The sequence below is a fragment of the Duncaniella freteri genome (assembly GCF_004766125.1).
GTDB lineage: Bacteria > Bacteroidota > Bacteroidia > Bacteroidales > Muribaculaceae > Duncaniella > Duncaniella freteri.
This window is the reverse complement of the sequence record NZ_SJSA01000003.1, coordinates 1-20,785: the sequence shown is the minus strand read 5'-3', so window position 1 is coordinate 20,785 and position 20,785 is coordinate 1. Positions and strand designations below refer to the sequence as shown.

Here is a 20,785-nt window from a genome sequence, read left to right as displayed (position 1 = left end):
TTTACCCAAAATAGTACCTATTAAGTATTATTTTCCTATCTTTGCGGTAAAATCAGTTTATCACAACTCCAATGGAACATCACTCTCTACACGAAGCCATGCAGGCGTTGCTCTCATCGCTCTTTTGTGACTTCTACGACACAATGCAAGGGTGGTTGTACGCAGCGATAGCATTCATATTGGCAGACCTTCGATTCGGCATATTAGCCGCGAAAAAACGTGGAGATGAAATAAGAGGCTCACGTATGCGCCGCCGCACTATGAACAAAGTACTCGATTACTCGTGTTGGATGTTTGTCGCCTACACGTGTCGCAATTCATTCGGTGCGCTATTCGGCGTGCCGGTCGTATCTGCCGCAATAGTAATGTACGTGTACCTCAACGAACTTGCAAGCATAGGAAACAACTATGCAGACTACAAAGGGCTTAAAAAAAAGTTGAACTTTTGGAAGCTCGTACCCGGACGGCATGACATTGAACGTGCCTTAGAAGATGTTGAACCCAAAAGCACAGTTAAAGATGAAAGTGTTAATACTTGACAACGGACACGGAAAGAACACGCCCGGAAAATGCAGCCCCGACAAGAGAATACTTGAATACGAGTGGGCGCGTGATATGGTGCGCCGTATTGCAGAGAAAGCGTGTTTAGCTGGAATCCATACCGAAATTGTTGTGCCGGAAGAATCAGACATACCGCTAAGGGAGCGTGTGCGCAGAGTAAATGCGTTGTGCGCCAAATACGGAACACAGAATTGCGCATTAATCTCGGTGCATATCAACGCTGCCGGAAACGAAGGGAAGTGGCTCAATGCGCGTGGATGGACCGGGTGGGTTGCTCCCAAATCATCGCAGAAGTCGAAGACTCTTGCACGATTGCTATACATTGAAGCAAGCCGAGCCGGATTGCAGGGCAATCGACTGCCCTCATCATCGTGCTATTGGGTAGGAAACTTCGCAATCGTGCGTGACACAAAATGCCCGGCGGTGCTTACCGAGAATCTATTTCAAGACAACAAAGATGATGTTGAATATCTCGTAAGCGAGTCTGGCAAAGAAGCCATAGCCACGTTACACATTGACGCGATAAAAAAGTATTTCGAGAACAACTAAATCACGACTTATGACTAACAACCGCATCTTGCCGCTTTTAGTCGGCTTGCTGATTGCCGCAATGGCGGAATCGTGCGGCTCGGCTCGAAAAATCGTGCAAAGCTCCACCGAGCAGCACATCACAGCTTCACAGAGTGAAGACCGCCATGACGAGAGCCAAAGCAAAGAAGCCGTCAACCTCTCGCAGAACATTAACGAAACTACAAATGCCGTTATCGAGTTTACGAAAGTAGAATATAATGACGGTACTTGTGAAACTGACACTACGAAACGCGCCGGAGATACTGCAACTCCCAAGCCTCGCAACCGAGAGAGCAAGAAACCTCCCAATAATCACGGCGGCATAAAAGCAATTACCACCGGGCGCATCAACATTAACAATAATCGAAACGCCACGACCGACGCCGACATAGTGACTGAAGATAAATCACAGTCCGATGAAAGCATTGATTCCTCACGTGACGAAGACAACGGCACCGAAGTAAAATCTGACGAAAAGCCAATACGCGGAACACTCTACCACCTTTGCGCAATTACCGGCGCAATAGCCACGGTAATTTCGTTATGCGTCATAGTCCGCAGATTACGCCGCCGGTTATGTCATAAGGACTAACTCATTTTGTTTTGTTAATAATATATTGGATATTAGCCGCGTTGAGAAATGCGGCTAATGTTTGAAAACTCATAATTATTGACTACCTTTGTGGTCGATGATTTCTTTCAATCATCATTTGCGTTGAAGCACTCCGAATCGTGAATTTTCTCGGCTCGGAGTGCTTGTTTTTTACATTTTTGTTGTTATTTTGTGACTTTCAAAACGTATAAGAGATTATATTATATTATTACACAAATAGTTACCTTACATATACCCACATTCTGCATCGGCAAGTAATGGTTGATTATCAATGCGTTAAATTGATAGTAATTGACTATTACTGAACGATAAAACTTAAATCTTACAAGAACGCCTAATGCTGATAACTGTCAGTGCTAGGCGTTTTTATGCACTATTTTGTACGGATTTTGTACGACAGCGACTCATTTCACCACAAGCGTCAGCAAGGTGGTGGAGAAAGTTGACAATGGTTGTCAATGGTTTACGAACATTTACAAACAACGGAGAAATCTCCACAAATGAAATGAGTAGCAACATTAGAATTGAGAAAATTTGCGAGTGGTGTGGCAAACAATTCACCGCTCAGACTACCGTCACTCGCTTCTGCTCGAAGCGATGTGCGGAGCACTCCTATAAGGAGCGAATGAGACAGCAGAAGATTCAACTCGCAAACTCAACTGTGCCAGCGACGACATCTGCTATTAAGGAGAAAGATTATCTGACAGTCGCGGAAACAGCGCAAGTGCTGGGTATGACTCGGCAGGGTATTTATAAACTGATTTATCGCGGTAATCTTGTTGCGGCCAAACTCAGTTCTCGTTTGACACTTATCAAACGTGAGAGTATAGACAAAATGCTTGATGGTTCCCCATATACAAAAAGGGAAACCAATGAAAAGAAAACGATAAGTGAGTTTTATACTCGCGCAGAAATTCGTGAGAAGTTCGGGGTCAAGGATTCGTGGATATACAAGGTCGTTGCCGAGAACAATGTGCCTAAGACCATTCTTCGTGGTAAGGCATATTTCAGCAAGAGCCATATCGACCGGCTTTTCTCTGCGAGAAAGGAGAATCCGGAAATTACGGAGTGGTATTCGGTCGAGGATATTCAGTCAAAGTATGGTATGACTCTCTCTGCGATATATTCTCTGGTGTCGAAAATCGGTATACCAAAGCGCAAAGAGGGTTCAAAGGTCTACTATTCCAAATATCACTTCGATGTGGCCAAGGGTGCTAAGTCAGCCGAGGATGTAGAGTTTATTTCGGTGGCTGATGCCATGGAGAAATACTTATTGACCCGTGACCAGCTGTATCACTACGTCAAAAGATACAAGATAACCAAGCTCCGCTGTGGTAAGCATGTCAAACTGAACGCCAAAGAGTTAGCCGAGTTATTCAACCCAAAGATTGAGTTATAATCCGGTGATTTTTCTCACCGGGCAACCACCTCTTTCCCTAACACATTATAAATCTAAAACAGCATAATATGGAATCAGCAACAATCACCAAAGTGACCCTCCGAAAAGAAAAACTCCGCAGCGGCAAACTGTCGCTCTATCTCGACTACTACCCACCCATCTGGAATCCGCACATCAAGAAGATGTCGCGCCGGGAGTTTCTCGGTCTGTATCTCATCGGTAATCCAAAAGACAAGTTCGAGCTTGATTACAACGAGGAAATCATGCTCAAAGCCCGTGGCATCCGTGCCACCCGCGAACTGGCAATCATCAATGAGGAGTTTGGCTTCCTTGACCGCACCAAGAAACAAGCGGACTTTCTTGAATACTTCGAGAGCAAGACCAAAGAGAAATATCAGAAATGGGAAATCGTCTATAAACACTTCAAGGACTTCTGTAATGGCAGATGTCTGATGAAAGACGTGACTATCGGACTGTGTAACGACTTTCGCACCTACATTCTCAGAATCGGGGTGAAACAAACGGGCAACATAATCTCACGCAACTCTGCCGCCGGATACTGGTCAACCTTCCGCGCTCTGTTGAAGTTGGCATATAAGGAAGGCTGGCTCCGTGAGAACGTCAATGACTACCTTGACCGCATTGACTGGGAGGAACCGAAAATCAACTATCTCGAAATCGAGGAGGTTAAGAAACTGGCTGCCACGCCATGCAAAGTCGATGTACTAAAACGTGCATCACTCTTCGCCTGTATGACAGGACTTCGCATCAGCGATATTCTCCAGCTCCGTTGGGAGAATATTGAGTTGTCACCCGATGGCGGCTACTGTATGCGCATCCGTACCCAGAAAACTAAGACGCAGGCAACACTGCCATTGAGCGATGAAGCCTTGTCGTACTGTGGTGAACAAGGTCGAGGCATGGTATTCAAAGGACTGAGCCGTGCCCATACCCGCGAACCGTTCAAGAAATGGCTAAAAGATGCCGGTATCAAGAAGAAATTTACCTTCCACGGTCTTCGCCACACCTACGCTACACTTCTGATTACCAACGGTACAGATATCTACACCGTCAGCAAGATGCTAACGCATAAAAACGTCGCCACGACTCAGATATATGCAGAGGTCATCAGCCAGAAGAAGCGTGATGCCGCCAACTCAATCACCCTCAAATGATTGATAAGGTTAAAGCTCAAAGCAGGCACCGCAAAAACACCGATCAAAACACCACAAAAACACCGATTGAAATGCCGCAAAAACACCGATTAAAACGCCACAAAAACACCGATTTGTGTTGAATCATCATAACCTGTGTACGCTGAAAGCTACGCGATGCCGCTAAAATTCAATTATCCTGAAATAAAATAATTAGCATATAAGCTAACACTCTCGAAATTTTGTTATATCTTTGTAGACGAATTATGAGTAAGAAAGTAAAAATAGAGCCTGTGAGGTCTTCCGAATCGGCAAGCCTCTACACCATCATCTTTGAGGATGGTGATATGTCGGAGTTCGCAAAATTCCTTAACCGCTTCAAGGACAATGGCAAACTCCAGCGTGACTATCAGCTGATTCTGTATGCCCTGCAAAAAATTCTGGAAAATGGAGTGCAGGAACGATATTTCCGTCCCGAGGGGAAATATGCAGACAGAGTATGCGCACTCCCGATTGACTCAGGCAAACTGAGATTATATTGCCTGAGAATTTCGGATAAAATATTGATTCTTGGCAATGGAGGTATTAAGCAAACAAAGACATACAATGAGAATCAGGAACTCAATGGTTATGTCATGGATCTTCAGAAATTTGATGCGCTATTAAAAGCAGCTGAGAAAGAAGGATCCATCATTGTCGAAGAAACAGTCCTGAATGGAATAACCGATAAAACATTTGAGTTATGAAAACTACAGCCCAACTATTCGATGAATGTCTTGCTACCGTTAAGAACGATGTCAAGATGGAACTTGACATGTCGTTTGCCTTGGCCGATAAGATTGACATGATTCTTCGTGAAAAGAATATCAGTCAGAAACAGTTGGCAAAAAAGATGGGCAAGACCGAAGCAGAAGTATCTCGATGGCTTGGAGGCACTCATAATTTCACACTGAGAACGATAGCAAAGATTTCCGATGCTCTCGGCGTCAAACTTTTAACCATATAGTGTGATGGAAAGCAATACCTCTAATCACGATGACAAGATAATGCATTGCTCAACTTTCGACGAGCTTCTTGATGCAGAATATGGCAAGCCCGGCACCTCGGAGCGGGAACAGTTCGACGCTGATGCGGCGGCGTTCTGTCTGGCAGAGACACTCAAAGAAGAACGTCTCAAAGCCGGACTGACCCAACAGCAGCTCGCTGAGCGTATCGGTACTAAGAAAACCTATATCTCTCGTCTGGAAAACGGCAAATCTGATGTCCAGCTCAGCACCCTCTTCCGAATCTTTGAGGGTCTCGGCAGAAGGGTATCTTTGACCATCCTGTAAATAGACAATAATCTTCAGACTGGCTCAAAAAAAATCGCACAAAATAGTCGTAGTTTGAGCTATTATTGCTATATTTGCAACCTAATAGACGCAAGTACGACTATGGAAGAGAATATATACATGTTACCTGACAGTGAAATCCGCCGTCGGCTGGGACAAAAAATAAGGCATCTGCGACTCCGACAGAACTTCACTCAGACATCACTCGCAGAACAGGCGCAAGTCTCATTGACGACACTAAAGAGAATCGAGAAAGGCGATATAAGCTATTTCGATTCCCTGATGCGCGTGCTTCGCATACTTGGCGAACTGGATGTGTTCTCGTCACTCATTAAGGAAGATGAGATGAGTCCCAATGAATATTTCGAGTTTGTCGAAGCAAGCAAGAAGAAGCAGCGCAAACGCGCAAGCGGCAATAACAAGACCAACACACAACCTAATACCGAGGAATCAGAATGGTAGATATAGCAAGAGTAAACCTGTATGGTCAACCCGTCGGTACATTCCGATGGGACAGCAACCGCCAGCTGGCACATTTCGAGTATGCCGAAAGCTTCATAGGCAAAGGTCTTGAACCCTCGCCGCTTCTGATGCCTGTGCGTCAGGGAAGGGTGTATTCATTCTCCGACATAGGTCGTGAGACGTTCAAGGGACTTCCCGGTATGCTTGCAGATTCATTGCCCGATACTTACGGACGAGCATTGTTCGACCGCTGGCTTGCGCTGACCGGGCGTAGCAGCGGGAACGCTGTGGAGACGTTATGTTTTCTTGGGAAACGCTGTATGGGAGCGTTGGAGTTTGAACCGGCCATGGATGCGCCCTATGGTCCCGATGTCAGAATAGAACTTGATTCCCTTGTTGAAGTGGCAAGCGAAGCACTGTCGGAAAAGGAAGAATTTGGAGCTAATCTTGAAGAGGACAAGAAGGCGGCAATAGCCGAGATAGTGCGACTTGGTACCTCTGCCGGAGGACAGAGGGCGAAAGCCATCATAGCCTACAATCCATCGACCGGGGAAGTTCGTTCAGGACAGATTGAAGCCCCGGAAGGCTTTGACTATTATCTGATAAAACTCGACGGTGTAACCGCTGAAGCCGGATTCAGGGAAACTCAGAATTTCGGCCGACTGGAATACTCTTTCTATCGGCTTGTAAAGGAATGCGGCATAGAAATGTCGGATTGCAGTCTGATAGAAGAGAATGGACGCGCCCATTTTCTCACCAAGCGTTTTGACCGCCGGAATGGTGAGAAAATTCATATGCAGACACTCTGTGGTATAGCGCATTATGATTATCGTAATCCCCGTTCATACTCTTACGAGCAGGCGTTCAACGTGATGAGAGCATTGAGACTGCCATACTCACAGGCACAGGAAATGTATCGTCGCATGGTATTCAATGTTGTAATCCGCAATCAGGATGACCACACAAAAAACATATCCTTCCTTATGGACAGACAAGGGAAATGGACTCTTTCGCCGGCATACGACATGGGATTTGCCTATAATCCGAAGGGTGGATGGACAGCACAGCACCAGATGTCAATAAACGGAAAGTTTGACGACATCACTCGCCAAGACCTTTTGGAATTTGCGAGACACAACAATATAAAGGAAGCTACTGAAATAATTGACCGTATTGCCGAAGTGTCTTCACGCTGGCCTCTCTTGGCAAGGGAATGTGAAGTTCCCCAGCCCATGATAGATGCCATTATGCCGAATTTGAAGCTCTCTATATAATACATCCTTCTTCGCAAAGATTTCTATAATGATGAAAATATATCCTGACAAAGACAAAGCATTTCCAAATTCTGCGATTCCGAGCATTTGCTACATAAAAAATGTGGTGAAGAATCCGAGAATCATTATCGGAGATTATACATATTACGATGATATAGACGGAGCCGACAGATTTGAGGAACACGTTACACATTTCTATGAGTTCATCGGTGATAGGCTGATAATCGGTAACTTTTGCGCCATTGCTAAGGGAGTTACTTTTATTATGAACGGCGCCAATCATCGGATGGATTGCGCCACCACCTATCCTTTCTACATAATGGGAGGAGATTGGGGAGGTGCGATTGCTCCGGTAATGGATGAATTGCCGCTCAAAGGTGACACAGTCATCGGCAATGATGTGTGGATCGGGCAAAATGTGACAATCATGCCCGGCGTGCATATTGGCGACGGAGCCATAATCGGCACAAATGCCACGGTTGCCTCCGACATTCCTCAATATTCGATAGCCGTGGGCAATCCGGCAAAAGTCATACGCCGCAGATTTGACGATGAAATGATAGACCTGTTGGAGCGTCTACAATGGTGGAACCGTCCCATTGAAGAGGTTGATACATTGATTCCTATACTCTCAAATCCAGATATAGCCCAGGCAAAAATTGATATAGCGGAATATCTCCGCATTCAATACGATTAAATTGTGGCCTTACCTGAACGAACAAAACAGTGGGTTAAATTGTCTATAAAGACGTGAATATTTAACCCACTGTTTTATTTATGAAGGAAACGCCCCAGCGCTTGAGGAGCCTCGCTCCCCCTACCCGGGACAAAATTTTTATCTGGAGTGCCGTGGTTGCCGGTTGCGGCATCATGGCTTTACTTGGTCGTCATGCCGCCATAACCCGTTTCGGCACTGACGAATTTACCGGCAATGTTCTCTTTGCCGTTTTCTTTGTCCTCACAATCGGTCTATATTGCGGATTCCAGTCGGCAGTCGAAGATGTTTTCAATCGTCTTTCAACTCTTTTTCGCCGTCGTGAAGTTATGGCTATTGCTGAAACTGCCAACGGTGAGAAAATGCACGTTTCAGTTGAAGAACCATCAGTAACAATGACGCAATATTTCGAGACCAACTCAGAAGTGTCTGACATTGAAGAGAGCAATGCAACTTTTGAGAAATCAACGGACAAAGCACCGTTTGAGGTCTTGGAAGTTGTAGACGATATGCGTCATATCCGTTTCTCGGACGGAGAGGAAGCCTATGTGGGTATTGGTCTATCTGATGAAGAGATTATCCTTGAAAAAGCGTATAACGATTCAAGAGATTATGATGCCGAACTTGAAGAGGCATACAAGGAGTATCTTGACTCTATGACTGCGGAAGAACGATATGACCACGACCACGGTATTAAACGCGTTAAAAAGAAGAGAGAATATGGTGAAGAAGTAGGTTTCTTTTCATCAGTATCAGTTCAAGAGATCCACAACAATCCGGATGGAACTACTTTGATCGAGGAAACAGAGCAAGAGGTCTATGTTACTCCCGACGGTTCGGTGTATTATCTCGAAGACATGGGTCCAATATGCAATTTTTATGAGAAATACAAAGACACCATAGAAACGCATGAAGAAATAATCACAAGAAAACAACAATGTGATGAGGCGTTTGAGGAGATGCAACGTCACGAAGAATTATATAATCTTGAACAGGTGTCGTTTATATGTGCATATATCACACATACCATGAAACAATTCATGGAGTCTCACGAACTCGATAAACTTCATAAGAACGCTGAAAAATGGACTAAAAATCCCATAGCTAAATTCGCTTCTGTTCGGCTCCGAAGCAATCACCTGTCGAAAGAAGACATCAAACATCTTTGTTACAATGTCGGCAAGTTCCTGAATCTTAAGGGGAATGAAATTGCACTATTCGTCAAAAATGTATTTGCAGAGAGTTTTGACACCGTAAAAATAGGAACAATTATAGCAAAACTTGCAGATAAGAATCCAAAGAAGGATCGTATTCCTTTACTGTCAGCCAAAGAAATGAATTATCTCTTTGAACACTATAAACGCTATAAGACAATCAACCTCGACATTATACCCAAAAGATTGGCGGAGGAAGAGGCTAAAGCCAAATTAGAGGCTGCAAAAAAGAAAAGCGGGAAATAACAAGGAAATCCTAAGTATATTACAGGCGAATAGTCGGGACAAAAGTCATGACTATTCGCCTATTTTGCTATAACTCAATCTCATAAAGTACATGAACACATAGCGGTGAAGCATCTGACAGTTTCGGGTGATTAAACTCTCCAGCCTTTACCATGCCAATCTTCTGCATCACACGTTCTGAAGGAGCATTAATTTTGGCTGTGAAAGAAAACAACCGTTCAATTCCTGATTTTTTTGCCAATTTCAAAACTGATCTTGCCGCCTCAGTTGCATATCCCTTATTGTGATAATCGGCTGCAAGTCGCCAGCCTATCTCAACTCCGGGAGTAAAAACTGCATCGAAGCCTATCCCATGAAGCCCGACATATCCGATGAATTCTCCGGTAGACTTTATTTCCACTGCATAAAGCCCCCAACCCTTTTGATTGAACTCATCCTGTATCCGTTTGTAAAATGCCATAGTTTCCCCATCACTCAGTATAGCCGGGAAATAGCGCATTACCTGTTCATCCTTATTCATAGCAATGAACAATGGTAAATCTTCCGGTTTCCACGAACGTAAAATAAGCCTTTCAGTTTCGATATATACCATAATGAATCTCAATTATAACGCAAATTTACTCAACTTTCCACACCAATGAAAGCCATTAAAGGTTATTGCTCAAAATAACCTTGAAATCACCTACTGTTTTTACGAATCACCATACAAATATTTTCACAAAACACCTTCTGAATATCACAGTATTAACACTTGCCAAACGGTTATTTTAGAACGTGATTGCGGTTATTTATTTCACCGACAACTCACTTTCAATCAGTGCGGTTCTATTTCCGTAAACAATATAAAACCGCACTAAAATGGAAGCACCAACAATCACCTTCGACCAACTGCCCCACGTGGTAGGCGGTCTCTCAGAGAAACTCGACCGAGTGCTTGAACTGCTTGAAAAGGCAGGCTTCACCGGCCACTCCAAACAGTCCAAGCCCTCGCGCAGACTCGTGTATGCGAAAGAGGCTTGCCAGATAATAGGCAAGTCACTTTCGAGTCTCTACCGCGGCATCAAGGCTCCGAATGACCCCATTCCGAGCTACAAGCGCGGCAAACTCCTCTATTTTTATGAGGATGAACTGTACGCATGGATTGAAAGCGGACGCAAACATTCCGTCGCTCCATCACTCGCCGAAACTGCGGCTGCCATAACTGCCGGAATGAAACGCCGTCCCCGTGGTGGATATAACTTCTGAGCCTATGGAAAAGAATATTACCACTGACTCAGTAATCAGCGCACTGATGAATCACATCAAGACATCCGATAGTGATTTCCCGGTACATGTGTTCCCCGCCAAGATGCAACGGATCATCCTCGAACTCAACACCACATGCGGTTTCCCGATTGACTACACGGCATCGGCTATGATTGCCGCAATATCTGTGGCAATCGGCAATACCCACCGCGTAGAAGTGAAACGCAGCTGGCAAGAATCGGCAATCGTGTATATCGCGATTGTCGGACGCCCCGGAGATTGCAAATCACATCCGCTTACATTCGTGATGCGCCCGCTGGTCAATGCCGACTGGAAAAACAATCAGGAGTTTCAGAAAAAGCATTGCGAATATCAGCAGGCTATAGCGATGAGCCGCAAGGAGCGCATCAGTGCCGGACTGGAAGAATTTCCGAAAGAGCCGAAACGGTTGCGCTACCTGGTGTCGGACGTGACGCAGGAGGGTCTCAGTGCCATCCACTCCCATAATCCTCGTGGATTATGCCTTTGGGTTGATGAACTGTCGGCATGGTTCAAGAACTTCACCCGCTACAACACCGGCTCGGAAGAACAATTCTGGCTTTCGGCTTTCAACGGCAGCACAACAATGTCGGACCGCAAGAATTGCCAGAACTCCATCTTCATCAAGCGTCCGTTCATCTCGGTGGTCGGAACAATCCAAAAACGTCTGCTCACCGAACTTGCCAACGGTGAGAGAGCCGCCAACGGGTTTATTGACCGCATACTCTTTGCAATGACCAAGAGCAACGGCAAGCCGAGATGGAACGAGGATGAAGTGCGCGACGATCTCGACCGTGAATGGGAGCGCATACTCAACCGACTTCTTTCGGTGGAGTGTGTGGTCAACGAGGAAAAGGAGCCAATTCCCACTGTCATGCGGTTCACTGCGGATGCCAAGCGCAGACTCTATGAATGGCAACATGAGAATGCCGCACTATGCGACAACGAGATGAGCGATAATGTGGTCAGCTTCTTCTGCAAACTCGAAATCTATGTGCTCCGGTTCTGCCTTATACTCCGATTGGTTCGCTGGGCTGTCAGTGATAAAGAGCCGCGCCCCTCATACATCGAAGATGACGACGTGGCAGGAGTGATAGAATTGGCTGAATATTTCCGAAGCAATGCGCTCAGCGTACTCACCTGCATCAGCGAGGAGAAATTGAATGAACTGCACCGCACCGTGTATGAGCATCTCACCGAGGAATTTTCAACCGCCGACGGTATCCGTATAGCCGAGCGGTTCGGGATGAAAGACCATACATTCAAGATGTTCCTCACCCGCAATCTCAACACTCTCTTCCGTCGTGTACGCCAAGGGTGGTATAAGAAGCTGTCTTGTTACTCCACTAACAAAGTTACTTCCGATGAACAGGATTGATGATGCAATGGTAGCGGCCACCATGCGTGGCTACGACAGAAACAATCTGTTCGCTTTCGTGGCGGCGATAATCGGAAGTGAAGAAGCACAGCGGTTGATGGAAATGTATCGCGTAGGCACATCGAAGCATTGGCAAGGTGCCACGGTGTTCTGGCAAATCTCGGCTGACGGTAACGTCCGTGGTGGTAAGATTATGCTGTATGACCGATTGACCGGACATCGTGTGCAGGAACCGTTCCCCCACATCAACTGGGTACACTCAGTGTTAAGATTGCCCGATTTCAAGTTAACCCAATGTTTCTTCGGTGAGCATCTGCTCCCATACATCCGCGACAAACCGGTTGCCATTGTGGAGAGTGAAAAGACGGCAATACTCGCAACCCATTACCTCCCGCAATATCTGTGGCTCGCCACAGGCGGCAAGTGCAGTTGTCTCAACCGCGAGGCAATCAAGGCACTTCGAGGCAGAGAGGTGATGCTTGTGCCCGACCTTAACGCTACCGACGATTGGCGCAAGAAACTGACGCTATTCGATGATTCGGGAATAAAGGCAACTCTGTTTGAATCGCTTGAACAGATGGCTACCGATGAGCAGCGTGAACAAGGTCTCGACATTGCGGACTTCCTGATAGCCGAGCAAACTCCACACGGCATCCTTGAACAAATGATGCAACGAAATCCGGCATTGCGACAACTCGTTGACGCGCTACAGCTGGAACTCGTAGGCATCGAAGAATACAAACCGAGCGAAAGCTCACTGAAATCTGAATAAAATGGCACAATCAAAAATCTCAAATCCTCAGTCATCTGAAGTGACTGATATTTTCAACAACTCAAATCTTTCCGAAACTGTGGAAAATCACGTCAACTCCAATGTCCAGCCAATCGCAGGACAGAGCGAAACCGCTCAGCCCAAGTCAACCCGTCCCACCGCCAAGCAGCGCAAGAGCGAACTTGAAGATTACCGAACCGCTTTCTTTGCCCCGATTAAACTCGGCAAGGACAACAAGCATCAGGTAGCCATCAGCAATGACACGTTTGACCGAGTCGAGCGCACTGCCCGATTCTTCGGCGGTCCCGGTTACAGCGTCAGCAACTTTGTCGAACACATCATCAATGAACACCTCGACAATAACGCTGCCAACTATGAAGGCTGGTTCACTCTAATCAGTAAATCGTTCTGACCACTGCCCCTCGGCAGTGAAAATGGCGAAGCCATCGGCAGCGCCGGTATCCGGATATTCTGTCTAGAATAGGAGGATAGCAAGGTAGTGGCAATGTAAACATTTCCGACCTTGCATCCTCCGTTACCGGGTGGCTGGAGTCCGTTCCCGATGGTCACAATGTCAAATTCCAAAATTCCAAGACAATGACTTTCACAAAAAGAAAGAAGGCTCCTCCGGGAGCAACCGAGAAGTCCGGCAAGTCATACGTAGTCAGTGTCCGGCTCAATGAAGAACAGTATCATACCGTGCAGGAGAACTGTCGAAAATCCGGCAGAAAGCTATCCGACTTCTGGCGCCACGCTCTGCTCAACGCCAAGGTTACGGCAGTAGCCACACCCGATGACATGGCGATTCTGCGTCAGATCGGGAGCATGGCGAACAATCTGAACCAGCTTGCGAAGAAGGCCAACGAAGCGGGGTTCAAGCTCGTGGAGTGGTCTCTCAAAGGTCTTAGCAAAGAAATAAAAACTCTTTATACACGACTGTCGTATGATTGGAGGCATAACTAAAGGAAGCTGTTTTTCCGGCTGCGTGGAGTATGCACTCGCGCTGAAAGAGAAAAACAAAGAGGCTCGTCTGCTTTATTCCGAGGGACTGCTGACCGACACACCGAAAGATATTATCGACGGTTTTGAGTGTCAGAGACATCTCAACTACCGCGTTCAGCATTGGTGCGGACATATCTCGTTGTCCTATTCTCCGAAAGACGCGGAGCGCATGAGCGATGAATTTATGGTGAAACTCGCTCTGGAATATATGGAGAAAATGGGCATCAAAAACACCCAGTTTATCATATCCCGTCATCTCGACAAGGAGCATCCGCACTGCCACATCGTATATAACCGAGTGGACAATGACGGCAAATGCGTAAGCGACAGTTTCGAGTATTACCGCAACAACGAAATCTGCGACGAGATGAAAAAGAAGTATGGTCTGACCTACGGATTGAACAAAGACCAAGTGAAAACTGAGCGACTTAAAGGACGCTCGAAGACCCGTCAGGAGATCTACCTCGCGGTTCAGGCTGCCAAACGGACTGCCAAAGACTGGACTACTTTCCAACGCGAACTGGCACAGAAAGGCATCTCCGTGAAAAAGAAATTCCGCCGGAACTCGACCGAAGTCGAAGGACTGTCATACACGAAGGATGGCCGGAAGTTCAAGGCTTCGCAGATTGACCGCGACGGCAGATGTTCTTACGAGATAATCTGCAAGGCACTCGAAAGGAATAAAAACAGTCAGGCTCAACCGGCGGCATCCGCTCCGAAACAGATGCAATCCCACCCCAAACAGGAATCCGGCGCCATTGGCAAAGCCATAGAAGCCGTAGCCGATATTGCCGAAAATCTCGGCAACGCAATCGGCGGCATCTTCCAAGTCGGACCTGCCTACGACCCGGAAGAAGAGGCGTTCATCAACGAGATGAAACGCCGTCAAAAGAGAAAAAAAGGCAGAAGTTTGTAATTTCAAAAACGAAAAAGCATGAAAGAAAATTTTGAAAATTCTCAGGAGAACATTCTCCAGAACATCGCTGAAGACCTCAGCAACATCAGCGGTACCTGTACCGAAATCAAGGAGTCGCAGCTCAACTGCGCCACCGCCGACGACCTGAACAATATGGGTACAACCATAACGTCAGCCGTCACCGAGAAAGTCGATGAGATGCAGACATCCATCGAAACCCAGACGCAGACGGTCAGCGAAATAGGAAGTAATCTGACAACCGAAGTCAACGACCTGAAGACCGAAATCACCAATAGAATTGATGACTTCACCGCCAATCCGCCGGTGCAGAAGATTGAAAAGACAATCCGTATCGCCCCGGAATCATGGCAGGTCTATCTCGCCATGTTCATCGCGGTATTCACGTTCATCTTCTTTGGCGCAACTACGATATGGCAGGAATCACGCATCGAGAAGGCCCGAATCTCCGACATCAAGTATCACTACATCCTGATGCACGGCGGAGTCGGGACCGAAGGACTCGACAGCATCGAGAGCTGGTTCCGTGACCCGGAGCGCGTCAAGCATATCGAATCGGAGGTGAAAGCCTACGAAGACCGTGTGCAGGAAACTGCCCGCGCCCTCGACCAAAAGCAACGCCTCGAAGAAAAAATCAACGAACTCAATTCCCAAAACACCAACAAAAATTCTAGAAAATGAAAGTAGCAAACAACCTCAACCAACTTCTCTCCCGTGTAAAAACCATCTTTGGCCGCAAGGCGACCTCGGCAGCCAACAGCCCACTTGAGGCAGAGCCGCCCACCGGCATCGCATCCGTAAGCGACCCTCGCCTCAGAGCAGCCTTCGCCGACATCGAGAAATATCTCGCCGACAATTACGGTACACCGGTAGCCAAACTGCGCTATCAGGACTACACCAATGGAGCCACTCTTACATCCGAAGATGCAACGTTTGCTGTATCGCTCGTAATCCTAACAGCCACAAACGGAGCTGCACATCTCCCCGACAACGTGTTGCTGCTCGGCGGAGTCACCTCGACCAACGATGTAGAATGGCTCGCCGCCGAGCTGAAAAAGTTCACCAACTTCCTCATGAAGCTCTGCCCCAAGCATCGCATCCAGCACCTCGCTTTCGCCTTCTCCAAAGACAAGCCTGACAACCCGGCCATCGTCAAAGAAGCCGACGTCACCTGCATCCGCCTCTACTAAGAGGTAATCTCACCCAACGCCCTGACAAGACTCACCCTCTTGTCGGGGCGTTTCATATACTAAGATTACCTTCTAATAATCTTTAAAACAATAATCTCGGCTCCCTGAGGGGTAACGACAACAGCTGCATCGCAGTCAAACGGACGCATAATTTTATCTGACAATCATCACTGAACTCAAGTATTTAACGATATGATATTGAAAGACAGCTGGTCATTATTACAAATTAAACAGAGGAACCGATTGTTGTCCATCTCTGAATATAAGGTAGTCGCACATGATTCAACGTCAATATTTGACATTTTTGTTGAACCTTTAGGATGTGAGTGCCAATCTCCTATATATCTGAGAGAGCCTGATGTCAATTTTTGTACCCTATCGATCTCATTTTTCCAGCCTCCTGTTCCTAACGTCAGTTTTGAATGGGTGCCTCGAATATCTGTAGGTACGAAGGTATGTAGAATATATACTACTTTCCGTTTAATATCCCAACAGCCCATAAGATAGCCTCCAGTTTCATTTTTGCCAGCTCGACGTGATTGAACCCTTATTAAATCTTCCAAGTCTTTGGGAAGCCGGACTTTCCACTCGGATGAGTCTACATCGTATTGTTTAAAATCAGGTAAAGAAATTCTATCTGTATGGCATGAACCTGGCCAATCATAGTCTAAGAAAGATAGATATATCTCGTTATTCTGGTTGTTATAATTATGATTTCTAATCAAATTGGATGCAATTCCGGCATGGGTAGAAATCAAATCATCTCCAAGAACCATCGTGTTCGAATGACATCCTTCGCCAATACGGACTTTATCTAAAGTGTAACTGGATTCAGTCTTGAACCATTGACAAAAATCCTCCTCATATTCTGAATTTGTGACGCATATACGCAAAAGGTACATATAGTAATCGGAAAGCCTCACGCCTTTTGTGCTGTTAAATATACCAACCCGACCTTTCCACCATCAGATATTGCAAATCGGACTATCGACTGGGAAAGATCTGGCCTATGATCATCCATAGCATGGAGAAGCATTGCAGATGCTGTGCAATCGATTATTATATCGTTATGTAGACTATTCGAGTTGATTTTTGGTATAACATCCTCTTCAACCGATTTGATTTGCCCCCCAAATTTTGGTAGCATTATTTTGAGAAACTCTTTAAGCAGCTTGGCTTTATTATCCAAAAATCCTCCCATTGATAAGCCATGTCTTAAGTAGTTATGTGGAGCATCTGGTCAGAATCTATAAGCGTCAATTTCTCAAATCCAGTTCTAAAAAGATGGTATGCTAATTTACTTCCTATAGCTCCACAACCAATGATAGCAATATCTTTGGAGCCGACATCTTCTGATGTATTGCTCAGGCCTCGTGCAAATTGTGGAGTTGGCAAATCTATTATTTGGACCAACTGAATCTTATCATCAAATTTTCTTTCGACAATAGCATCAACGGAAGCCTTAAAGCAAATGTAATCTACCTTATTAGTCTTTCCTATAATGTTTATCGGTCTACAGAATCCAATTTGCAAAAATATATATTCGTACTTGTCCCGACACTCTCTCACTTTGTTGATAAGAGAATCTGTATTCCAAACCTCGTATGTCTCTATTAAATTTAAGAGTTGACCTACTGTCAGGGGTCTGTCATAAATCCATGTTTTAAGAGGACGGCTGGGCGCCCCTATAAAGTAACAATCCTAAAATTCCGTTATCGGGATCAGATTTATAATCATGAGGTCCTTTGAATGTTTTAGAATCAATTTCAAATGTCAATTGAAATGGGTCGTCGTACGTTTGAAGAGTATTGTCAAACATAGGAAATCGGAAATAATATAAATCTGGCTCACCAAGGTAAAAAAGGCTCCCAGCGATCCCCCTCTTTGGTTTTGACAAGATTCCCGTCTTTGGCATCAGTAAACCATTTGATTATGAGACATAGAAAATCTTCAAATGTATGCTCAGCATACCAATCATTAAAGTTTTCCCGAACAAGACAAATTGATCGAGGGAATCCCTCTTCCTTAGGGTTTATATGAGAGGAAATATGTAAATGGGAAATCCAGCCTGTCAGGGTAAACATTCAAAGTCATCTCAGGAGACTCTATATCGGAATTCCTTGGGCTTGCTATTATAATCGGTTCACGATATTTCAAATTAGAATTAGAAGCTGCTCCAGTAATAACAGAACAGACATAACCTATTCTGCCATCTGGCAAAGCAACCAGTTTCTTGAAGGATTCGTCAAGAAACTGGTTGATAATGTTTATTACTGTTGAAAAGGCCGTAGCCTCCTCAATGGTCGGTAAACTATCTGAGAATTTAGCCATAATAGTGAGGCGTGGTAGCATGTCGGTTCGCCTTGGTTTCAGATTTTGTTTTGACAACGGGTTTTATTCCATCAGCCACAATCTCAAACACTACGGGGTTATACACTTCATTACCTTCGTCATCTTTAGTTGTGTACACTTGAAATAGTCCTCATCCTCTTTGTCGTCCATTGCATCCAGATAACGATTCTTGGCCTTCTGACAAGGAGGGTTGTCAGTATTGGGCTTTATGAGCTTAGAACTGCTCACTATATACCCGTTGCCTTCCCTATATGCTAAAAAATTTAGCGCAGATTGTTCCGGCTCATTATCGCGACTATCCGAAAAGAAGGTGTAGCTGCAGTGGTGAGGAGCCTCGAAAATATTCCATTTCAAATTGGTATCGTCATCAGTTGCTTCCTGAATCTTACGCCAAACTCTCCATTCAGCATCTCCGCCAAGAATAACTTTTCCTACATCGGATGTCTTGTCAACATCAAATTTAATCTGGAATACTATACTGGTACAGTTTCTATCATTCCCTTCAATATCATCTTTGAATGGTGCATGAATGAAGAAACGATATTCTTTGCGGCTTGATCCGTTTAGAGATTTTACTGTATCTCCCGGAAAGGCTTTGACGGAGTCTGGTAAATTCTTGATCTTTTCATCATCGAAATAACCGATAATCCTTATACGATTGCCATCCTTATTCTTGTTGGCATCATTATTCTCCCAAAGCTTCATCCGACGTTCGGCTTCTTTTTTGAATGCCTTTGCATCATCAGAAAGTTCTCTTGAGTGTTCTGAGAATACACGTGGAGAATACCATAGCTCACCGATGACAATGAGCTTGTCATCTTTTTCCGACTTAGACGGTGCATCCTTATGAGGATCTTTGAGAAAGAATTTTTCGGCAAAACCTCGGCAATGGTCTTGATCCGGATGGGTTAGAACAAAGGCATCTACGAATGGCAAACCAAACTTGGTATTTAACTTCTCGGAGGTTAGCTCCTTCCATACATCAAAGTAAGGAGAATCTTCTTCCTCTGCTTCCTGACGGAAATTGCAATCTACGATCATCGAAGCTCCATCGCTAAAGCTGATGAGATTGCAATCGCCATTACCGACAGGGTAAAAAGTAATTTTGTGAGTCATTATTAATTAGTTTTAGTTAGAAACGCAGTATACACTGCATCTGAATATCTTTTCCCGTAATGCCGCATTAATATTAGGGCGATAACAAACGCTAAAATTGCCATTCCTAACGGAACAAAAAGATGAAATTGTTATCTCATCATATATTAAACAGAACAGCATACAAAGTTCGAAAAAGACTAAAATGGCAAACACAGCAAGTAAATTCCTCATTACTCCATAATTTGTAAGATTTAATGTCACCATTTTTCATCTCGCACTTTTTCTATTATGCGTTTAACAACATATCCTATCTCAGCGACTATTTCTTTGTTATGTTTTCGATTCCTAAGGAGGTCCATGTCGTAATCCTGTTTAATCCGAATCCTCAAGTCTTTATCTTCTTTTGATAACTGAGATGCAGGTTTCGGTAATAACATGGCGGTTGTTGGCATTATCACTAATCCATTCTTCAAATATATTAACCTTGACATCAAATCTCCGAGTTTAGCAATTATCATTGAAATGGGCCAGAGGAATAAAAGAACAACAGATAGCCCAATGAATCCATAAATGAATCTGAGGGTCTGAGAATAGTTGACAAAGGATTCATAGGATAGAATACTCCCATATCCCGCAATACGATATATTATGACACAGGCCAAGATAAAAGCAGGAAAAAATCGAGCCTTTAAATCATATGTATCAAAAAGCGAAATTACTTTTGTTTCCATACTAAGAATTATTACAAAAGCCATGCCAAAGCCTCTTGCCTGCCAATTAGGCATGGCAAGGGACTTATGTTATGACAAATGTGACACTTAGAACTCATAACCAAGTTTGATGGAGATGCCTTCGCAGTCGAGTTTACGGGGGGAGCGCGTGTAGTTCATGCTGGTTGAGCTGGTGAACCGGTCGAATGTCTCGAACTCTAGTTTCTCGTATGTATAGCCGATTGACAGAGAGATCGCTTGGGAGCCTTTCGTCAGCATTCGACAACCTGCTGATATGTTTCCATAGAAACCATCGTTGTTGTTACAAAGTAGCCAAGTTTGAGGTCAACGAAAGGGGCGAACTTGCGTTTGGTGAACGTGCCTCGAAAGTCTGCGAACAAAGGTATGCTTACCTTTGAGTCGCGTTCATCGAGTGAGATGTCCATGCCTTGGTCTTATAGGACTGCATGAAGTGAAACCCAACGCCGCCACCTACGAAGAAATAAGGGTTTACTTGATAGCCGTG

Annotated in this window: 30 protein-coding genes; 20 read left to right on the top strand and 10 right to left on the bottom strand. The window is 45.0% G+C overall.

The features are described from left to right. Nucleotides 1–71: 71 nt before the first annotated feature. From EZ315_RS15385 to EZ315_RS15330, 12 genes are all read left to right on the top strand, one after another. Complete coding sequence (locus EZ315_RS15385) at nt 72–539, top strand: phage holin family protein (protein WP_135472860.1); 468 nt, start codon at nt 72–74, stop codon at nt 537–539. Continuing rightward, a complete protein-coding gene (locus EZ315_RS15380; protein ID WP_135472859.1) occupies nt 520–1,110 on the top strand; it encodes an N-acetylmuramoyl-L-alanine amidase in 591 nt (196 codons plus the stop codon). The genes EZ315_RS15385 and EZ315_RS15380 overlap by 20 nt, the downstream gene beginning before the upstream one ends. 61 nt (nt 1,111–1,171) lie before the next feature. Beyond that, complete coding sequence (locus EZ315_RS15375; RefSeq protein ID WP_135472858.1) at nt 1,172–1,723, top strand: hypothetical protein; 552 nt, start codon at nt 1,172–1,174, stop codon at nt 1,721–1,723. Between the two features lie 526 nt (nt 1,724–2,249). Beyond that, on the top strand, nt 2,250–3,143 hold the full coding sequence (locus EZ315_RS15370; protein WP_135472558.1) for a helix-turn-helix domain-containing protein: 894 nt from the start codon (nt 2,250–2,252) through the stop codon (nt 3,141–3,143). Nucleotides 3,144–3,211: 68 nt separating this feature from the next. After that, complete coding sequence (locus tag EZ315_RS15365) at nt 3,212–4,318, top strand: tyrosine-type recombinase/integrase (protein WP_135472559.1); 1,107 nt, start codon at nt 3,212–3,214, stop codon at nt 4,316–4,318. Between the two features lie 245 nt (nt 4,319–4,563). Continuing rightward, on the top strand, nt 4,564–5,043 hold the full coding sequence (locus EZ315_RS15360) for a hypothetical protein (protein WP_135472560.1): 480 nt from the start codon (nt 4,564–4,566) through the stop codon (nt 5,041–5,043). Next, on the top strand, nt 5,040–5,303 hold the full coding sequence (locus tag EZ315_RS15355) for a helix-turn-helix domain-containing protein (RefSeq protein ID WP_197731919.1): 264 nt from the start codon (nt 5,040–5,042) through the stop codon (nt 5,301–5,303). The genes EZ315_RS15360 and EZ315_RS15355 overlap by 4 nt, the downstream gene beginning before the upstream one ends. A 4-nt stretch (nt 5,304–5,307) precedes the next feature. Next, nucleotides 5,308–5,628, top strand: a complete 321-nt coding sequence (locus EZ315_RS15350) for a helix-turn-helix domain-containing protein (RefSeq protein WP_197731920.1) — start codon at nt 5,308–5,310, stop codon at nt 5,626–5,628. Between the two features lie 102 nt (nt 5,629–5,730). Next, nucleotides 5,731–6,090 carry a helix-turn-helix domain-containing protein gene (locus EZ315_RS15345; protein WP_135472561.1) on the top strand — a complete coding sequence of 120 codons (360 nt, stop codon included), beginning with the start codon at nt 5,731–5,733 and terminating at the stop codon, nt 6,088–6,090. Continuing rightward, entirely contained in the window at nt 6,084–7,364 is a 1,281-nt protein-coding gene (locus EZ315_RS15340) for a type II toxin-antitoxin system HipA family toxin (protein WP_135472562.1), read from the top strand. The genes EZ315_RS15345 and EZ315_RS15340 overlap by 7 nt, the downstream gene beginning before the upstream one ends. Before the next feature lie 31 nt (nt 7,365–7,395). Then, entirely contained in the window at nt 7,396–8,061 is a 666-nt protein-coding gene (locus EZ315_RS15335; protein WP_394347034.1) for a CatB-related O-acetyltransferase, read from the top strand. Nucleotides 8,062–8,141: 80 nt separating this feature from the next. Then, the gene (locus tag EZ315_RS15330; protein WP_170957556.1) at nt 8,142–9,539 is read left to right on the top strand and encodes a hypothetical protein; all 1,398 of its coding nucleotides are present in this window, start codon (nt 8,142–8,144) and stop codon (nt 9,537–9,539) included. A gap of 67 nt (nt 9,540–9,606) precedes the next feature. Here the strand turns inward: EZ315_RS15330 and EZ315_RS15325 are convergent, their stop codons facing one another. Next, nucleotides 9,607–10,131, bottom strand: coding sequence for a GNAT family N-acetyltransferase (locus EZ315_RS15325; protein WP_170957557.1), 525 nt, complete (start codon nt 10,129–10,131; stop codon nt 9,607–9,609). A gap of 266 nt (nt 10,132–10,397) precedes the next feature. Between EZ315_RS15325 and EZ315_RS15320 the strand changes: the two genes are divergently transcribed. The 8 genes from EZ315_RS15320 to EZ315_RS15285 all read left to right on the top strand — a co-directional run bounded on the left by EZ315_RS15320 (nt 10,398) and on the right by EZ315_RS15285 (nt 16,099). Beyond that, nucleotides 10,398–10,784 carry a helix-turn-helix transcriptional regulator gene (locus EZ315_RS15320; RefSeq protein WP_135472565.1) on the top strand — a complete coding sequence of 129 codons (387 nt, stop codon included), beginning with the start codon at nt 10,398–10,400 and terminating at the stop codon, nt 10,782–10,784. A 4-nt stretch (nt 10,785–10,788) separates the two neighbouring features. Beyond that, entirely contained in the window at nt 10,789–12,201 is a 1,413-nt protein-coding gene (locus EZ315_RS15315) for a DUF3987 domain-containing protein (protein ID WP_135472566.1), read from the top strand. After that, complete coding sequence (locus EZ315_RS15310) at nt 12,188–12,973, top strand: DUF6371 domain-containing protein (RefSeq protein WP_016411806.1); 786 nt, start codon at nt 12,188–12,190, stop codon at nt 12,971–12,973. Before EZ315_RS15315 ends, EZ315_RS15310 begins: the two co-directional genes overlap by 14 nt. Before the next feature lies 1 nt (nt 12,974). Further along, on the top strand, nt 12,975–13,385 hold the full coding sequence (locus tag EZ315_RS15305) for a DUF3408 domain-containing protein (RefSeq protein WP_135472567.1): 411 nt from the start codon (nt 12,975–12,977) through the stop codon (nt 13,383–13,385). Between the two features lie 185 nt (nt 13,386–13,570). Beyond that, on the top strand, nt 13,571–13,936 hold the full coding sequence (locus EZ315_RS15300; RefSeq protein ID WP_135472568.1) for a plasmid mobilization protein: 366 nt from the start codon (nt 13,571–13,573) through the stop codon (nt 13,934–13,936). Further along, complete coding sequence (locus EZ315_RS15295) at nt 13,917–14,891, top strand: relaxase/mobilization nuclease domain-containing protein (protein WP_135472569.1); 975 nt, start codon at nt 13,917–13,919, stop codon at nt 14,889–14,891. Before EZ315_RS15300 ends, EZ315_RS15295 begins: the two co-directional genes overlap by 20 nt. Nucleotides 14,892–14,909: 18 nt before the next feature. After that, nucleotides 14,910–15,590, top strand: coding sequence for a hypothetical protein (locus EZ315_RS15290; protein WP_135472570.1), 681 nt, complete (start codon nt 14,910–14,912; stop codon nt 15,588–15,590). Beyond that, complete coding sequence (locus EZ315_RS15285; RefSeq protein ID WP_135472571.1) at nt 15,587–16,099, top strand: hypothetical protein; 513 nt, start codon at nt 15,587–15,589, stop codon at nt 16,097–16,099. Before EZ315_RS15290 ends, EZ315_RS15285 begins: the two co-directional genes overlap by 4 nt. Before the next feature lie 176 nt (nt 16,100–16,275). Here EZ315_RS15285 and EZ315_RS15280 read toward each other — a convergent pair whose 3' ends face one another. The 9 genes from EZ315_RS15280 to EZ315_RS16440 all read right to left on the bottom strand — a co-directional run bounded on the left by EZ315_RS15280 (nt 16,276) and on the right by EZ315_RS16440 (nt 20,705). Next, nucleotides 16,276–16,875: a Mov34/MPN/PAD-1 family protein gene (locus EZ315_RS15280; protein WP_207104625.1), complete on the bottom strand. Its 600-nt coding sequence runs from the start codon at nt 16,873–16,875 to the stop codon at nt 16,276–16,278. Between the two features lie 143 nt (nt 16,876–17,018). Continuing rightward, complete coding sequence (locus EZ315_RS15275) at nt 17,019–17,300, bottom strand: hypothetical protein (RefSeq protein WP_135472856.1); 282 nt, start codon at nt 17,298–17,300, stop codon at nt 17,019–17,021. Nucleotides 17,301–17,314: 14 nt separating this feature from the next. Then, nucleotides 17,315–17,668: a ThiF family adenylyltransferase gene (locus EZ315_RS17025; protein ID WP_170957582.1), complete on the bottom strand. Its 354-nt coding sequence runs from the start codon at nt 17,666–17,668 to the stop codon at nt 17,315–17,317. A gap of 278 nt (nt 17,669–17,946) precedes the next feature. Then, nucleotides 17,947–18,183, bottom strand: coding sequence for a hypothetical protein (locus EZ315_RS17020; protein ID WP_135472855.1), 237 nt, complete (start codon nt 18,181–18,183; stop codon nt 17,947–17,949). Further along, on the bottom strand, nt 18,125–18,430 hold the full coding sequence (locus EZ315_RS16450) for a hypothetical protein (protein ID WP_170957578.1): 306 nt from the start codon (nt 18,428–18,430) through the stop codon (nt 18,125–18,127). Before EZ315_RS16450 ends, EZ315_RS17020 begins: the two co-directional genes overlap by 59 nt. A gap of 90 nt (nt 18,431–18,520) precedes the next feature. Continuing rightward, nucleotides 18,521–19,567 carry a ComEC/Rec2 family competence protein gene (locus EZ315_RS15260; RefSeq protein WP_135472854.1) on the bottom strand — a complete coding sequence of 349 codons (1,047 nt, stop codon included), beginning with the start codon at nt 19,565–19,567 and terminating at the stop codon, nt 18,521–18,523. A 239-nt stretch (nt 19,568–19,806) separates the two neighbouring features. Next, nucleotides 19,807–20,280 carry a hypothetical protein gene (locus tag EZ315_RS15255; protein ID WP_170957581.1) on the bottom strand — a complete coding sequence of 158 codons (474 nt, stop codon included), beginning with the start codon at nt 20,278–20,280 and terminating at the stop codon, nt 19,807–19,809. Between the two features lie 87 nt (nt 20,281–20,367). After that, nucleotides 20,368–20,538, bottom strand: a complete 171-nt coding sequence (locus tag EZ315_RS16445) for a hypothetical protein (RefSeq protein ID WP_170957580.1) — start codon at nt 20,536–20,538, stop codon at nt 20,368–20,370. After that, nucleotides 20,532–20,705 carry a hypothetical protein gene (locus EZ315_RS16440; RefSeq protein WP_170957579.1) on the bottom strand — a complete coding sequence of 58 codons (174 nt, stop codon included), beginning with the start codon at nt 20,703–20,705 and terminating at the stop codon, nt 20,532–20,534. Before EZ315_RS16440 ends, EZ315_RS16445 begins: the two co-directional genes overlap by 7 nt. Between the last annotated feature and the right edge of the window lie 80 nt (nt 20,706–20,785).

Bases quoted from the DNA above. Each gene is read 5' to 3' on its own strand.
- EZ315_RS15385 (WP_135472860.1), top strand. From the start codon at position 72: ATGGAACATCACTCTCTACACGAAGCCATGCAGGCGTTGCTCTCATCG.
- EZ315_RS15380 (WP_135472859.1), top strand. From the start codon at position 520: ATGAAAGTGTTAATACTTGACAACGGACACGGAAAGAACACGCCCGGA.
- EZ315_RS15375 (WP_135472858.1), top strand. From the start codon at position 1,172: ATGGCGGAATCGTGCGGCTCGGCTCGAAAAATCGTGCAAAGCTCCACC.
- EZ315_RS15370 (WP_135472558.1), top strand. From the start codon at position 2,250: ATGAGTAGCAACATTAGAATTGAGAAAATTTGCGAGTGGTGTGGCAAA.
- EZ315_RS15365 (WP_135472559.1), top strand. From the start codon at position 3,212: ATGGAATCAGCAACAATCACCAAAGTGACCCTCCGAAAAGAAAAACTC.
- EZ315_RS15360 (WP_135472560.1), top strand. From the start codon at position 4,564: ATGAGTAAGAAAGTAAAAATAGAGCCTGTGAGGTCTTCCGAATCGGCA.
- EZ315_RS15355 (WP_197731919.1), top strand. From the start codon at position 5,040: ATGAAAACTACAGCCCAACTATTCGATGAATGTCTTGCTACCGTTAAG.
- EZ315_RS15350 (WP_197731920.1), top strand. From the start codon at position 5,308: ATGGAAAGCAATACCTCTAATCACGATGACAAGATAATGCATTGCTCA.
- EZ315_RS15345 (WP_135472561.1), top strand. From the start codon at position 5,731: ATGGAAGAGAATATATACATGTTACCTGACAGTGAAATCCGCCGTCGG.
- EZ315_RS15340 (WP_135472562.1), top strand. From the start codon at position 6,084: ATGGTAGATATAGCAAGAGTAAACCTGTATGGTCAACCCGTCGGTACA.
- EZ315_RS15335 (WP_394347034.1), top strand. From the start codon at position 7,396: ATGAAAATATATCCTGACAAAGACAAAGCATTTCCAAATTCTGCGATT.
- EZ315_RS15330 (WP_170957556.1), top strand. From the start codon at position 8,142: ATGAAGGAAACGCCCCAGCGCTTGAGGAGCCTCGCTCCCCCTACCCGG.
- EZ315_RS15325 (WP_170957557.1), bottom strand. From the start codon at position 10,131: ATGGTATATATCGAAACTGAAAGGCTTATTTTACGTTCGTGGAAACCG.
- EZ315_RS15320 (WP_135472565.1), top strand. From the start codon at position 10,398: ATGGAAGCACCAACAATCACCTTCGACCAACTGCCCCACGTGGTAGGC.
- EZ315_RS15315 (WP_135472566.1), top strand. From the start codon at position 10,789: ATGGAAAAGAATATTACCACTGACTCAGTAATCAGCGCACTGATGAAT.
- EZ315_RS15310 (WP_016411806.1), top strand. From the start codon at position 12,188: ATGAACAGGATTGATGATGCAATGGTAGCGGCCACCATGCGTGGCTAC.
- EZ315_RS15305 (WP_135472567.1), top strand. From the start codon at position 12,975: ATGGCACAATCAAAAATCTCAAATCCTCAGTCATCTGAAGTGACTGAT.
- EZ315_RS15300 (WP_135472568.1), top strand. From the start codon at position 13,571: ATGACTTTCACAAAAAGAAAGAAGGCTCCTCCGGGAGCAACCGAGAAG.
- EZ315_RS15295 (WP_135472569.1), top strand. From the start codon at position 13,917: ATGATTGGAGGCATAACTAAAGGAAGCTGTTTTTCCGGCTGCGTGGAG.
- EZ315_RS15290 (WP_135472570.1), top strand. From the start codon at position 14,910: ATGAAAGAAAATTTTGAAAATTCTCAGGAGAACATTCTCCAGAACATC.
- EZ315_RS15285 (WP_135472571.1), top strand. From the start codon at position 15,587: ATGAAAGTAGCAAACAACCTCAACCAACTTCTCTCCCGTGTAAAAACC.
- EZ315_RS15280 (WP_207104625.1), bottom strand. From the start codon at position 16,875: ATGGTTCTTGGAGATGATTTGATTTCTACCCATGCCGGAATTGCATCC.
- EZ315_RS15275 (WP_135472856.1), bottom strand. From the start codon at position 17,300: ATGGGAGGATTTTTGGATAATAAAGCCAAGCTGCTTAAAGAGTTTCTC.
- EZ315_RS17020 (WP_135472855.1), bottom strand. From the start codon at position 18,183: ATGTTTACCCTGACAGGCTGGATTTCCCATTTACATATTTCCTCTCAT.
- EZ315_RS16450 (WP_170957578.1), bottom strand. From the start codon at position 18,430: ATGGCTAAATTCTCAGATAGTTTACCGACCATTGAGGAGGCTACGGCC.
- EZ315_RS15260 (WP_135472854.1), bottom strand. From the start codon at position 19,567: ATGACTCACAAAATTACTTTTTACCCTGTCGGTAATGGCGATTGCAAT.
- EZ315_RS15255 (WP_170957581.1), bottom strand. From the start codon at position 20,280: ATGGAAACAAAAGTAATTTCGCTTTTTGATACATATGATTTAAAGGCT.
- EZ315_RS16445 (WP_170957580.1), bottom strand. From the start codon at position 20,538: ATGCTGACGAAAGGCTCCCAAGCGATCTCTCTGTCAATCGGCTATACA.
- EZ315_RS16440 (WP_170957579.1), bottom strand. From the start codon at position 20,705: ATGGACATCTCACTCGATGAACGCGACTCAAAGGTAAGCATACCTTTG.